This is a genomic window from Leptospira johnsonii (assembly GCF_003112675.1).
GTDB classification, from domain to species: Bacteria; Spirochaetota; Leptospiria; order Leptospirales; family Leptospiraceae; genus Leptospira_B; species Leptospira_B johnsonii.
The window spans coordinates 1,252,637-1,265,969 of the sequence record NZ_BFAY01000011.1; the positions used below are offsets into that span (position 1 = coordinate 1,252,637).

Sequence of the window (13,333 nt, forward strand, 5' to 3'; positions counted from 1 at the left end):
TTACCTTCTCTCTTTTTATATCGATATCGCTAAAGGATTGAAAATTCTCCACTTTCATTACTATAGAACTATGACGCAAAAGAAATGCCCTCAGTGTTCTCGCATTTTAGAATGTGGGGTGGACCAAGGAACTTGTTGGTGTTTCGATATTCGTTTAGATCAGGAAGCTTTGAAGAATATAAGAGAAATGTACGAAGACTGCTTATGCGAAGATTGTTTAACTCGTTTTGAAACGAACGTAGTTAATCAAAATAATTGAACAACAGCCGTATAATATGTGAACGTTTGTTCATCTTAATGCAGTTTTTTTTATCTAAATAAAAATCGATTGAAGCATAGGTCCTTCAAAGTAGAGTTTCCGCCGTAAGGAAAAAATCCTAGTTTATAGTGTTCTCAGGGGGAGTTCTTGGAAACTGATCAAAAGTATTTTTACGATATGCTGGAAAGGACGGCATCTAAATTTCCGAATAAGGAAAGTTTTTCCCGTAGAACGAAAGATGGTATTAAAGGAAGGACATTCTCCGAGATCAAGTCCTTAACGGATTCTTTAATTGCAGGTCTGATCGAAGAAGGAGTCCAAAAGGACGATAAGATCTTGTATCTTTGTGATTCCAGCCAGAACTGGATCATAGGAGATATTGCGATCGTCTCTGTAGGCGCAGTTTCCGTTCCGCGAGGAACAGATGTAGTCGACGAAGATATATTATATATTGTTAATCATTCCGAAAGCAAATACGCAATCGTTCAGAAAGAAAAAGACAAACAAAGATTAGTCAATCTAGGTTCTAAACTTCCTAGTCTAAAGAAAGTTTTTGTGATCGAGGATGATATAGGGGATCTAAAATCTGGAGCCGATACGATCCAAGGTCTGATCGAAAAAGGAAAATCGAATCTTTCAAAAGATCCTGGACTTATCCGCAAAAGACTCCAAGAAAAATCTCCGAACGAACTCGCTACTTTGATCTATACTTCCGGAACAACCGGAGCTCCTAAAGGAGTGATGCTTACACAAACAGGTTGGATTTCGGCTGTGGAAAAAGTGATTGGATTCGTTCAACTGACTTCAGCAGATTCGGGTGTAAGTCTTCTTCCTCCTTGGCATGCTTTCGAAAGAGCGATCGAGTATTGTATCTTAGAATTAGGTGCAGGCTTTCTAGTTTCCAATATCAGCAATTTGAAAGAGGATTTGAAGGAATTCCAACCTACATTATTCCCTTCCGTTCCTAGGATCTGGGAATCTTTATATAATGGAATTATGAATAAGGTCTCCAAGGAGTCCGGCTTAAAACGGGCAGTATTTAATTTCTGCCTGAAGATCGGAAATCTTTGGGCTGTCCAGAAGGGAGTTCTATTCGGTTACGATTTCAGAATAGAGAAGCCTAATTTTATTGTTTGGATCTTCTCCAAATTATCTGCTTTAGTCCTTCTTACCCTATTATCTCCTCTCAAGTTACTTGCTCTTTTGGTCTTTAAGCCTATCCATAATGCTCTTGGTGGAAGATTGAGAGTATCCGTTTCTGCTGGAAGCGCTCTTCCTTCGGTAGTGGATAAGTTTTTATCCTCTATTGGGTTAATCGTTTTGGAAGGCTATGGAATGACGGAAACTTCTGCAGTACTTTCCATTCGTAAGCCTAAACAACCTTCTCCTGGAACTGTAGGAACTCCAATACAAGGATACGAATGTATTCTGAAAGACGAGCATGGTAATCTAGTCCCTCAGGGTGGAAAAGGAAGTCTTTGGGTAAAATCCAAACAGGTTCTCATGGGATATTATAAACGTCCTGAGTTGAACGATGTAGTTTTTGATAAAAATGGATTCTTTGATACGGGAGACATCATGCGTTTCAATTATAGAAACGAATTGGTGTTTGCGGGAAGGGCAAAGGATACTATAGTGCTTGCTGGAGGAGAGAATGTGGAGCCAGTTCCGATTGAGGACCAGCTTTTAAACTCTCCTTACGTGAACCAAGTGATGGTAACAGGTCACGAGGCAAAACATTTGGTGGTCCTGATCGTTCCGGATTTCGAAAGATTGAAGGCCGAGTTCCCTGATCTGCCGGAAGATGCGAATGTTTGGAATTCTCATCCTAAGATCAGAGAGATCTTTAAGAAGGAAGTTTCGGATAGAATATCTCGTAAAACAGGATTTAAATCTTTCGAGCTGATCCCTCAAAATGCGTTCTATGTCATTCCGAGACCTTTCGATCCGGACAAAGAAATGACCAGGACCTTAAAGATAAAAAGAAACGAAATATTAGAAAGTTTTAAAAAAGAAGTTTCCGATCTAACGAAAAATTAGACCGGGATTGGGAGAAAATTTATGTTTTTAAATCCGTACTTAACGTCCTCCGATCTGGAATTTTACGAAACCGTAAAGGACTTCGCAAAAGAAAGAGTATTGCCTTCCGTAGAAGATCGGGATGAACACGGTGTCTGGGGAGACGATATCTGGAAGGAAATGGGGAATATGGGTCTCTTAGGCATCCCTGTTCCGGAAGAATTTGGAGGCCAAGGCGGCACTTGTCTACAATGTTGTATTGCCCAAGAAGCGTTTAACGCTGGCTCCCTTGACGGGGGATTCGGACTTTCTTGGGGAGCCCATATGATTATCGGAACTCTTCCGATTCTCTTTCAAGGAACAGATGCTCAAAAGAAAAAATACCTTCCTAAACTTGCATCCGGAGAATGGATTGCCGGTCTTGCGTTGACTGAGCCTGATTCCGGTTCTGATGCGGCAGCAATGAATACATTCGCGACTAAAGTGGATGGAGGTTTTATTCTAAACGGAAGTAAACTGTTTATCACCAACGGACCGAATGGACAAGTATTCATCGTAATGGCGAGAACTACTAAGTCCAGAGGGCCGATGGGAGTTTCTGCATTCATAGTAGAATCCAATATGAAAGGATTTCATGTAAGTAAAGTCCTTAAGAAGTTAGGGCACAATACTTCCATGACTGCAGAACTTTCTTTCCAAGATATGTTCGTACCGGACGAAAATCTTTTAGGTCCTCTAAACTCAGGTTTCGTTCGTATCGGAAAAGGAACACTCGAATGGGAAAGAACAGTTCTAGTCGCAGCAGTTCCAGGTGGAATGGAATTCGGATTGGAACTTTGTTTGGATTACGCTTGGAAGCGTCACCAATTCGGAAAGCCGATCTTATCCTTCTTCGGAGTACAAGAAAAAATCGCACGTAATTGGGCGTATCTTTGTGCTTCCAGAAGATTGATCTATTTCGTGGCGAATAAGAAGGACCAAGATCCAACTGCGAGCCTTCCGTTCGAAAGTTCTGCATTAAAAGTTTTTGTTACGGAAACTGCAGAAGAGTTAGCAAGCGATGCTGTTCAGATCCATGGTGGAATGGGTTATATGAGAGAATGTCATGTAAGCCGCCAATATAGAGACGTAAGACTCGGCACAATCGGTGGAGGAACTACTGAAGTCCAAAAAAGTATTATATCTTCCACTTACAAAGGTTTCGAGAAGTTGATGGACGTCCTACAACAATCCCAACCAGAAGAGATCAGAGCTAAGGCGGAAAAAATTCTAGCAAACACTCCCGAAGAGAGAGTCCTCACTGCTGCAAAAGAATTATTGAAAGCAGCCGGAGAACATTCCGACAGAAAGAAAAAACAAGCTCTGGAATTCGGATTTGCGGATCTTGCAGTATTCGTCACCACAGTTCAGTTAGGATTCTGGGACACGGCAAATTCTACTTCTGAGTACAAATCGGAAGATAGACTTAGAGATCTAAAAATACTTACCTTCTATGCCGGATGCAGATTTTTCAAAAGTGTACATTTCTTAAAAGAACTAGATGCTGAAAAAACCAAAAATCTGATGAGACTTTTCTCTGAACTTCCTTCCGTGGAAAAAGAAGTGGCTGATTGTGTGGAGTTCCTGAAAAACGGGGTCTTAGGCGCACAACTCGCTTAATCCACAAAAAAGAATAAGGAAATCGGAATGTACGAAAGAGGAAAGACTTACGACGAAATACAAATAGGGGATAAGGCGAGTTTCACAAAAACGATTACTGAAACGGATATCTATATATTCGCAGGGATCAGCGGGGATTTTAATCCTCTACATGTGGACGAAGAATATGCAAAGACCACAGTGTTCGGGACTAGGATCGCTCACGGTGGACTTGCCGCTTCTCTATTAGCTCCTGTGCTCGGGATGAAACTTCCCGGGTTAGGAACAGTAGCTTTAGAAACATTAACCAAATTCCGCAAACCTGTGTATCCTGGAGATACGATTACTTGCACAGTCACCGTGAAAGAAAAAATCCCAAGACTAAAAGCAGTCTCCATGAACATAGAGTGGACCAACCAAAAAAAAGAAACAATCGGCAAGGGAGAATGTAAAGTTCTGCCTCCTTCTGCCCAAGCTTAGAATTTTCAGGAGTTATACATGAGTTTCCCCGTTCTATTAGGAGTCGCTGACAGCACGATCAAAGATTTTTCGGAAGAAGAATACAAATCGTGGAGCGGGTCTCAAAAAGTTTTTCAACATTATAAAAAATCCATAGCTACACTTTTGGATTTTTTAGGAATGAAAAATGAAACATTGGCCTCTGAGATTACTGACTTTGTAAGTATAGAAGCAGCTTCTTTGGGAAAGGGAGGTTACGGACACACAGTACGAATTGCGAACGAGCTTGGATACACTGGAATGAAAGCCCATGTGATCGATTTGGGAGGCGCGAGTGTTACCGGAGCAATTGGACAAGCAAGGACCATCTTAGTGGATAATCCTGATGCAGTTGTGCTCGTAGCCGCTGCAGATATTCCTAAATCGGCATTTCGTCAAGTTTCCGATCTAAAGATGGTAAACGAAACAGTATGTCATCCTGAATTCGAATTGGATACTGGCGCCACCCTAATTGCTATGTACGGACTCCTGATGAAAAGGATGATGTTTGAAGATGGGATCAGTCTGGACGATCTAAAAGAGATCACTCAAAAATTCAGATCTAATGCGATCGGAAATCCAAGAGCATTCTATTATGGACAAGAGATCACTGAAAAACAAATGTCTCGTCCTATTTCGGATCCTTATCCGACTCCAATGATCGCTATTGTAACCGATCATGGCTTTGCTACTATTTTAGTTTCCGAACAAAAAGCGGAAGAATGGAAATCAAAAGGTTTGATTCGAAAAGATCTAAAACCTTTGCATCTTGTGGGAGCTTCTCACACCGCTCATAGTGAATATTTCATTCTAAAAGGTGGATTTGATTCTCCTTCTAGAAATTCCGCCGAAAAACTTTTTGCTCAATCAGGTTACCAAAGAGAAGAAGTGGATTACGCTTGGATCTATGATTGTTTCCCGGGACAAGTTATCCAACAGTCCGCTCAATATTTTAAATTGGGCAAAAAGGACGTGGTTAATTCTCTCAAGACTTCTTCATTAAAACTTTCTAATGGAAAGCAGATCCCTATCAACCAGATGGGTGGCATTCTCAACTACCAGGCTGCTATGTCCATCTCTGCTGCTACGGGGCTTGTGGATATCGCGGTTCAATACGGGCTTTATGCTCAGGTTGCTGATTCGGGAAAAATTCCGGCGCATTCTCCGAATGTATCACTCTTGGGAGGGAATGGCGGAATAGATAGTATCAATTCAATCGCGTTATTCTCCTCGGAGCGTCCTTCGAGCGATAGAAAATCCAAAGCTCCGGAACTTTCTCCTCTTACTTTGAACAAACCAGGTGCGGATATTGGAGAAGAAGGTGTCGTCTGGTCTGCTACAACAGTTAATATGAATCCAGGCTTCTCTTGGAAACCTCCTTATTCTTTAGCTCTGATCAAGTTAGGAGAAGATCGTTTCGTTCTTGCAAACATCCACGAGAAGGATGGTACCATTCGCAAGTCCGGGGACGAATTGCAATACGACAGAACTAGGGTGAAAATAGAAAAAGAAGGCCGAAGATGGAAGGCTATACTTTTATAAATCGATCGTTCGTCTTGCAAAACTAAATAGATTTTTTCTAATATTCTTCGCAGAAATCTGAAAAAAAATTGATTAGAATTGTTTTAAGAAGAGAAACTTTTACTTTGTTTTTGGAAAAAAATTTCCAAACTTGAAGTACGTTCAAATTCCATTCCGTCAGATTTTTTCTCGGAAAGCGGAAACACTTCGAGGTCTGAAATGGATCCTAAAACAAGGCGGTCAAAATTTCAGTCTAATACTTGAAGTCGTCTAGCCCCGGATAAAAACGGGAATCTGAAAAGAAAATGTGAGAACCGTTTCCGTGATTTGATCTTTTTATAGGGGACGATATTCTTGTTTATCACTGCGGAGAACATTCGAACTGGAGAAGTTAGGACCTTTCTTGGACAAGAAAGGATCTTAGTGCCTGATTCCAAACATACTGAGGAAAACCGTTCCCTTTGCGCGCATTGGGAAACGGTGGAAGATTGTTTGGACTTACGAAAATATTCCAAATTTTTCTATGTCTCCGAATCGGAAGGTAAATGGCAAAGGGGAGAAGAAGTTTTAATCTCCACGGAACGACCCGTTTCCGATAGACCCGGAAGTAAAAGCCTATCGATGGATCATGTGGATAGTTATAGGGTACTCGGAATTTTTTTAGAAAAGGAATAAAATCCGAGTAGAATACGAATCGGGAGAAGATAAGGTACGGACCCGAAGCACTCATTAACAATGGTCCAAAAAAAGAAAAAGAAACCCTCCCCTAAAAAGAAGGTAGTTAAACGGGCAAAGTCCTCTTCAACCAGGACAAAAAACGTGCATATCCCTAGGGATAACGACGTTAAAATGAGCGAAATGGTAGATTTGGCCGCCGAGATATTCGTTCAAACCTTAGAGATCTCCACTAAAATTCCGGACAAGCTAAGATCCAGATTGATCAAACAACTTAAGGACGCTGCAAAACAAGCTTTATCCTGAAAGTATCCCCTACCTTCCAGGGATAAATTTTCGATTTGGAATGAAATTTTTTTCCAAAAAACCGACTTAGGTGAAGTAGGAATTTATGCTTATCTCCGTCGAAATGAACTATGGAAACGATGTTTTTAGCAACGGCCCTTTTCTTGATTCTTTTCGAACAATATAAGGAAAGAAAGACCCGAGAAAAGGTATTTGTAGAACCTTTACGTAACTTCCTTCACCGTTAACCTGCGGTCAAGCGCCAGGCGAAAGGATGCCCTGGCCTTCGTTTTTCTCACCTCGTTAATGTTGGAACCGACTTGAATCCTTCTGGATACCAGGGATAATGGCCTTGGGCGGATTTCAACTTCTATGAAGAACAAATTACTCACACCTATCAAAGCGATAGATACCTTCGTAAAATGTAAAAAAGAAGGGGAGCGTATTCCCATTCTGGTTTGGGACAGCTTAAGAACGTACCAAAAATGGAATACGGTGGAGTTAACAGGGCTTCTAAATGCCAGCGCCTATTTTCCTGATATTCTTTTCGAAAAGGATATGGAGAAGAAGATCCAGCACCGTCTGGACGAATTCAATTCCAGGATCGTGGACATTCCGATTAAATGAACCAAACTGCTGAACCTAAAATTTTATACCAAGAAGCTAATCCTTACGGATCCTTAACCGCGTATTTGGAAGACGACGGAAGAACCGTTTATCTCTATCTACAAGCGGAAGAAAGCCCCGATTTTGCGATCAAATCCGTATGGGTATGCAATCGTATAGACGCACCTAAAACAAGAACCGATCTAGATCTAAGGTCAGGACTTGCACCATTCTTAACGGAAGAAGAAGTTACCGATCCTAAAGGCCAACCTGAATTCGATCCTAAAGAGATCCATTTTATTTGGTCGGAAGAAGGAAACGGAGTCTCCTTATTTTATAAAGAAGAATTGATCGCATATCTTCCTCCTTGGTCTGGAATCAAAGGATTTCATGGATATTCTAAATTTACAAAAGCGGACACAATCACCGCTTATCCTTTGGGAAACACAGAATACGGAGTGATCCCGGATCGTATCAACCAAGACAGAAATTTTTGGGAATATAGATCTACAAAAGGAATTTGGAAGAATATACAAGAATCCAGACTTGCTTACCTAGAATACGTATTTGGCAAACATGATAAGTATTGGTCTGCCGACGGTGGAAAATATCCTCAACTAGGGATAGTAAGATTCGCTCCTAAGAATATGCCGGGTGTTTATGTATATTCTACAGTAGGAATGAGCGCACAAAACCTTCCTTCTGTAGAGTTGTACAGAAAAGATTACGAAAACTATGCTAGAGTGGAGTTAGTCTGCGCGGTAAAAGTCTCAGACGAAGATAGATCCGAAAGTTGGGTCCCTCATCAAATTGGTGAGATCATTCGTTATCCTTGGGTCATGAGCAAATGGTTTGGACATGGGCATTCTATCGCGATGAACAGAAGAGATCCGGAAGCTTTGTACTTAAGTTTTAGTTCTCTTGCAATCAGAGAGATAGGAAAAGAAGAAGGATTCCCTGAATTGACTGAACTAAAGTCCGAAAGAGGAAATCCGATCAAATTTCTGGCCTTAATCCCGATTTCAGAAGAAGAAAGAGTCTTTATCGAAGAAAGAGGAGCGGAAGAGTTCTTTTCTTTATTGGATTCTACTCAATCCAAGTGGATCCATAATCCGGAAAGACAATCTACAATTTGATCGGACCGTTTTTGAATGAAGGCCTTTATCTCTAAGCGATATTTAATTCTTCTGACTGTATTCTTAACGTTTAGTTTCTTAAATCTAAACTTAAAGGCTCAGGAAAAGAGTTCAGCGGCGAATATCGAAAAAATTTGGGAGAATATTTACTCTCAGGACTTCATCTCCGCTAAAAAACTAGTCCAAAAAGAACTTCAATCATCCAATTCAGAGTCGTTGCAGCTTCTTTCCTTGATGGAAATCTGTTTGAATGGTTTGGAAAGATATAAACAAGCGGATGAAAGTCGCAAAAAGATCCTTAGTGTATGGGAAAAGAACCATAAAAAGGCTTATCTAGAAGAGAATTACCCCTTAAATCTTGCTACTTGGACTAGAATGGCAGTGGTAACACCGAATGTTTTAGTTTTAGGAGCAGAGTATTACCTTCCTTATCCGGTAAATTCTAAGAAAGAAGGCTTCTATTATCATAAATTCACTGCATATAACCGTTATAGCAAGCATGCAGTTAAGTTTTTTAAGCTAGAGAACTCACCTAAGACCGAAAAAGAGTATAGATTATTCGAAATTTCGGAAGAAGGAGAGGCTAAACTAGTTAAAAATTACGGAAATGCAATGCCGGATTTCAGAGATGAGATGAAAGACGTGCTTAAATACATAAATCTTTAAGTTGATCACGCTAAAGTGTTGTATTTTTACAACATAACCTCTTAAAAAATCGGAAAATACTTATAAAGAAGGGCTATAAAAGAAAAAACCCGCCTCTAAGAAGCGGGTTTTAAGCTTCATTTCTTCCATAAACAAATACGGAAGAGATGTTGTTGAAGTTACTTATTTCTTTTTCGCAACTTTCTTCTTAGCAGCTTTTTTCTTTGCTACTTTTTTCTTAGCTGCTTTCTTGACTGCTTTCTTTTTTGCAACCATTGACGTCCTCCATGTATTAGATCTTTAATGCTCTTCATATAACATGATAGATCAGTAAAGCTCTTGGATAGTGACATAATTAAGCAATTTACTTTTCATTGTAAAGTATTTTAATTAATTTTAGGAAAAAAATTTAAAGAAGTTGATTTAACACTAAGTGATACTTACTCGGAGACTTCTAGACAAACAAAAGAGATATCATCGCTAGGTTCTTTGTAATTTCTAAACTCTTCTAGCGTTTTTTTGATAAGATCAGCTAATGATTGGGCATCTTTATCGTGATTTAAGGATAATATTCTTAAAAGATTCTCTTCTCCGAAGATTTCTTCGTTATCATCGAACGTTTCAGTCACTCCGTCGGTGAACAAAACTAATTTATCTCCTGGATTCAAATGAATAGTTAAGATTCTATAATCCGTTGGTAGAACGCCTAAAACTCTTTGAGTTTCGTTTCTGAGTTCTATTTTTCCATTCTTTCGAATACAAATCGGTGGAGTGTGACCTGCATTTACGAATGAGAACGCTCCATCGCTAGCGTTATATATCCCTGCGATGGAAGTCATGAACTCGCTTCCTCTATATCTCTCGATCAAAAATAAGTTAATCGTTCTAAAAATATCAGGAAGAGAAGAAGAATTGCCCAACTGTCGGCGAATAATTCCTCTCACTGCAGAAACTAGATAACCTGACCCAAGTCCATGCCCGGAAACATCTCCTAAGAATAATAACTGCCTTTTAGGAGAAAGTTTTAGAATATCTAGATAATCTCCTGAGATTCCGACAGCAGGAAGTGTAAAATAGCCTAATTGAACTGATTTTATGGTCTCTAACTCAGGTAAATGAAGAGTTTTATCTAAGACCGCAGCCATATTTAGATCGCGAACGATCCTTTTCTTCTCCACTTCATCTACTAATAGGGAGTAGTTTCGGATGAGTAAGGAAGCTAATCTAGTACATTCTTTTAAAAATCTAAGCTCACCTAGAGTAAAATTCTTACGATTGATCTTCTCTCCGACTAAAAATACTGCGATAACCTCTTTTCCTTTTTCAAAATTGAATAAAGGATATGCTAGTTGGACTTCCATCTGGTTTAAAAATTTAAATACTGACTCTCTGATCCCTAATCCATAAGCAAGGTGAGAAGTAATGGTTACTTCTGTATGATCTGCGAAATAAGTCCAAATTTCGGATCCGTAAGGGATTCGGATGAAGTTTATATTCCTAAGGTCCGTTCCGGAGAATTTATCCGCTGGGATGAGTATTTGGAGCTTTTTCACCTCCAGGGCGTCTACAAGTCGACGAATCAAGTTATTGATCGTGGCCCTCATAGAGATTGGAGCTCCTATCATTACGGATAATTCTTCTAATGCAGTGTGAAGTTTGGGATTATTTCTAAAACTCCAATAATCTATCCACTTATACAATTTATTGTTCAGAGAACCTAAAAAGTAGGCTGCGACTACTACATAGAATAAATTCCACTCTCTCTGATGTTTTCCTAAAAATCCTGGATTCCATCTTACAAAAAACTCCAGACCGAACAAATATCCGAATGTTAAGATCAAGATAGAATAAATAGAAGTTAAGGAAGAACTGAAAGCGATCTGGACTGGGACCAACGAATAAGTATAAGTCCCGAATATGATCAGGACCGGAAATAAGATCAGGGCCGTCATCAAATAAGGACGGATCATGAAGAAACTTTTAGTCGTTCCTAATTCCGCCATTAAGAACGGAACGATCGTAATTAAGAAGAAGGCTAAAACTATACTAAGCTTCTTGGAAACTTCCTGAAAAGTCCCCTTGTTCCTAAATGTATGAGATACCAACTGCAAGATACAAATTCCGGCAGAGAATACGTTGAAGTAAATTCCATTGATGGATAGGAACTGGAATAGATCCGGATTTCCTTTCTGGGAAAGCCCTACAAATCCTGCGACTAAGGAAAAAATTACCTGGGGCGCAAACCATCTAGATGGGATCTCTTTCCCTCTCAATCTGAAGGAAACGTCTAAGACCAAAAATCCAGTGAAGTATAAGAAGAAGAAAAAAGGAAAAAGGAAATCGTGGAACGCTAATAAGAAGAAGTTAAATAAGAATAAGGAAGATAAGGATCCGAATAATAAGAAAATGTATAAGTCTCTCGTATAAAAGAAAAACCAGATCGCCACTAAAAAGTATAATAAAGATAAAAATATATCCGGTAAGAAGTCTTTCAGTACTTCGAATGAAGATCTCATATCTAAGGAAAGACTTTTGACTACGCTACCTTCTTTTGCAAAAAAATGAAATTGGTGTCCTGATAATCCGTAATCAGCTCCGAGCTTTCGAACGATCTCATATTCGATAAGGTCTATTCTCATTCCGACTAGATCTGTATGAGATCCGCTGGAAACCGCGACTTTTCCGTTTGGATAAAAATAAAAAGGAAATCTTGCTTCTTTAGAATAAGAATTCAATAATCCCGAGAAGAGGATCAAACTGAATAGGATTACGGAAAGAAATACGATGAGTATATTTCTCACGGCTGTATCCCCAAGTGTTGGAAAGAAATGATATTACGATCATTCCAAGTTAAGAAGAGTGCATCTTTTCCGGGAGTTTCTATATTTTCCCAGCCGATAGATGCTAAATTTCGATCAGGTTTGGAAGCATCGAATAATTTAAATTTTTTCCCTATGAATCTAAGAGAGATCTTACCTGTCTCTTTCTGTACCATTCCTACGGCGAGGTCATATCGTTCTGTCCATGAGATTTCTTTTAAGTTGTCTTCGACCAACGATTTGATCTGAAGAATGTTCTTTAATTCTCCGTTCAGTCTGGAAGAATATAAGGTCCCCAATATATAACAAAGTGCTAAAACAGAAACTGCGTTGGTTACACTCAAGCGTAAGAATACAAAATAGAAATCTCCGGAAGGACTTTGGAAAAATTCCAGAAGTTCACCAGGTTCCCTCGATAGCAGATCAATTTTGATATCTCCTACCATAGGAGGCTCAGGAGATTCCAAAAACTTACGGATCTTGCCTGCGTTCTCCAATTCTTTTCTGTATTTTTTATTTTCTGCAATTTGAGAAGATAAAATCTGATTATGAACTGCTAACGCACATTTTCCGGCCAAGAAGCCAAGTTCATGTCTTACATTGTCTTTTGGAATATTAGAAACAGCTAAAAAGCCGAAAAGTTTTTCTCGGAACACGAAAGGAAGAATGAAATTCGCTCTTAAACTTACGAAATCTTCGTTGATAATTTTATTTTGGTCCGGTTCTCCGATCATTGCTCCGGATCTTTTATTCAAGATATAAGTAAGAAGCGCCGCTCTAGGATTGATCCCTTCGAATGTGTTTACCTTTCTTTGTTTTTTGTGAGCATAAGTATATAATTCGTAATGGACCAGATCATTCTTTAAAATAGCCAATTTCCCGAAATTGCTATTGGTCAATCTTACCAACTCGGGAAATACGTTCTTGATCAATCCTTCCGAATCGAATCTTCTGTGAGCGAGTCTAGAAGAACCAGGGTCATCGCTTAAGTATTCTGAAACGAATGTAGACTTTAAGAAGCCTGAAATTTTTTCCTGGATAGGTAATATCCCGAAAACCCCGAAGACCAAACAAGTAAGGACCGCAATCTCACTTACAAATTCTATTTCTTTAGGAAGAAGATAAATACTGAGTTCATATAAACCTAGGATCACGAATACGGAAAGTAATCGTACGGCTATAGTAATAACCGAGGAGATAAGTCGTAGATCAGAAAAATAGGTTTTCACGTT

The 13,333-nt window shown here is 39.4% G+C and carries 12 protein-coding genes; 10 read left to right on the forward strand and 2 right to left on the reverse strand.

What is annotated here, in order from left to right; all coding sequences use genetic code 11:
* Nucleotides 1-70 precede the first annotated feature (70 nt).
* The 10 genes from LPTSP_RS19360 (at nucleotide 71) to LPTSP_RS14825 (ending at nucleotide 9,303) form a co-directional block, all read left to right on the forward strand.
* The gene (locus tag LPTSP_RS19360) at nucleotides 71-259 is read left to right on the forward strand and encodes a cysteine-rich CWC family protein (RefSeq protein ID WP_108929446.1); all 189 of its coding nucleotides are present in this window, start codon (nucleotides 71-73) and stop codon (nucleotides 257-259) included.
* A 147-nt stretch (nucleotides 260-406) separates the two neighbouring features.
* Nucleotides 407-2,299 (forward strand): AMP-dependent synthetase/ligase, encoded by a 1,893-nt coding sequence (locus LPTSP_RS14785; protein ID WP_108929447.1) that lies wholly within the window; start codon nucleotides 407-409, stop codon nucleotides 2,297-2,299.
* A 21-nt stretch (nucleotides 2,300-2,320) separates the two neighbouring features.
* Nucleotides 2,321-3,937 (forward strand): acyl-CoA dehydrogenase family protein, encoded by a 1,617-nt coding sequence (locus tag LPTSP_RS14790; RefSeq protein ID WP_108929448.1) that lies wholly within the window; start codon nucleotides 2,321-2,323, stop codon nucleotides 3,935-3,937.
* 27 nt (nucleotides 3,938-3,964) lie between these two features.
* Entirely contained in the window at nucleotides 3,965-4,396 is a 432-nt protein-coding gene (locus LPTSP_RS14795) for a MaoC family dehydratase (RefSeq protein ID WP_108929449.1), read from the forward strand.
* An 18-nt stretch (nucleotides 4,397-4,414) separates the two neighbouring features.
* On the forward strand, nucleotides 4,415-5,956 hold the full coding sequence (locus LPTSP_RS14800) for a thiolase C-terminal domain-containing protein (RefSeq protein WP_108929450.1): 1,542 nt from the start codon (nucleotides 4,415-4,417) through the stop codon (nucleotides 5,954-5,956).
* Nucleotides 5,957-6,289: 333 nt separating this feature from the next.
* A complete protein-coding gene (locus tag LPTSP_RS14805; protein ID WP_108929451.1) occupies nucleotides 6,290-6,610 on the forward strand; it encodes a hypothetical protein in 321 nt (106 codons plus the stop codon).
* Nucleotides 6,611-6,784: 174 nt separating this feature from the next.
* The gene (locus tag LPTSP_RS19340; RefSeq protein WP_282432939.1) at nucleotides 6,785-6,916 is read left to right on the forward strand and encodes a hypothetical protein; all 132 of its coding nucleotides are present in this window, start codon (nucleotides 6,785-6,787) and stop codon (nucleotides 6,914-6,916) included.
* A 351-nt stretch (nucleotides 6,917-7,267) separates the two neighbouring features.
* Nucleotides 7,268-7,522 (forward strand): hypothetical protein, encoded by a 255-nt coding sequence (locus LPTSP_RS14815; protein ID WP_108929453.1) that lies wholly within the window; start codon nucleotides 7,268-7,270, stop codon nucleotides 7,520-7,522.
* Nucleotides 7,519-8,637 carry a suppressor of fused domain protein gene (locus LPTSP_RS14820; protein WP_108929454.1) on the forward strand — a complete coding sequence of 373 codons (1,119 nt, stop codon included), beginning with the start codon at nucleotides 7,519-7,521 and terminating at the stop codon, nucleotides 8,635-8,637. The genes LPTSP_RS14815 and LPTSP_RS14820 overlap by 4 nt, the downstream gene beginning before the upstream one ends.
* A gap of 15 nt (nucleotides 8,638-8,652) precedes the next feature.
* Nucleotides 8,653-9,303 (forward strand): hypothetical protein, encoded by a 651-nt coding sequence (locus LPTSP_RS14825; protein WP_108929455.1) that lies wholly within the window; start codon nucleotides 8,653-8,655, stop codon nucleotides 9,301-9,303.
* A gap of 419 nt (nucleotides 9,304-9,722) precedes the next feature.
* On the opposite strand, the gene LPTSP_RS14830 is transcribed toward LPTSP_RS14825, so the two are convergent.
* The gene (locus LPTSP_RS14830) at nucleotides 9,723-12,083 is read right to left on the reverse strand and encodes a PP2C family protein-serine/threonine phosphatase (protein ID WP_108929456.1); all 2,361 of its coding nucleotides are present in this window, start codon (nucleotides 12,081-12,083) and stop codon (nucleotides 9,723-9,725) included.
* Nucleotides 12,080-13,330 (reverse strand): hypothetical protein, encoded by a 1,251-nt coding sequence (locus tag LPTSP_RS14835; RefSeq protein ID WP_108929457.1) that lies wholly within the window; start codon nucleotides 13,328-13,330, stop codon nucleotides 12,080-12,082. Before LPTSP_RS14835 ends, LPTSP_RS14830 begins: the two co-directional genes overlap by 4 nt.
* Between the last annotated feature and the right edge of the window lie 3 nt (nucleotides 13,331-13,333).

Coding starts and splice junctions, on each gene's coding strand:
- LPTSP_RS19360 (WP_108929446.1), top strand. CDS start 71: ATGACGCAAAAGAAATGCCCTCAGTGTTCTCGCATTTTAGAATGTGGG.
- LPTSP_RS14790 (WP_108929448.1), top strand. CDS start 2,321: ATGTTTTTAAATCCGTACTTAACGTCCTCCGATCTGGAATTTTACGAA.
- LPTSP_RS14795 (WP_108929449.1), top strand. CDS start 3,965: ATGTACGAAAGAGGAAAGACTTACGACGAAATACAAATAGGGGATAAG.
- LPTSP_RS14800 (WP_108929450.1), top strand. CDS start 4,415: ATGAGTTTCCCCGTTCTATTAGGAGTCGCTGACAGCACGATCAAAGAT.
- LPTSP_RS19340 (WP_282432939.1), top strand. CDS start 6,785: ATGAGCGAAATGGTAGATTTGGCCGCCGAGATATTCGTTCAAACCTTA.
- LPTSP_RS14815 (WP_108929453.1), top strand. CDS start 7,268: ATGAAGAACAAATTACTCACACCTATCAAAGCGATAGATACCTTCGTA.
- LPTSP_RS14820 (WP_108929454.1), top strand. CDS start 7,519: ATGAACCAAACTGCTGAACCTAAAATTTTATACCAAGAAGCTAATCCT.
- LPTSP_RS14825 (WP_108929455.1), top strand. CDS start 8,653: ATGAAGGCCTTTATCTCTAAGCGATATTTAATTCTTCTGACTGTATTC.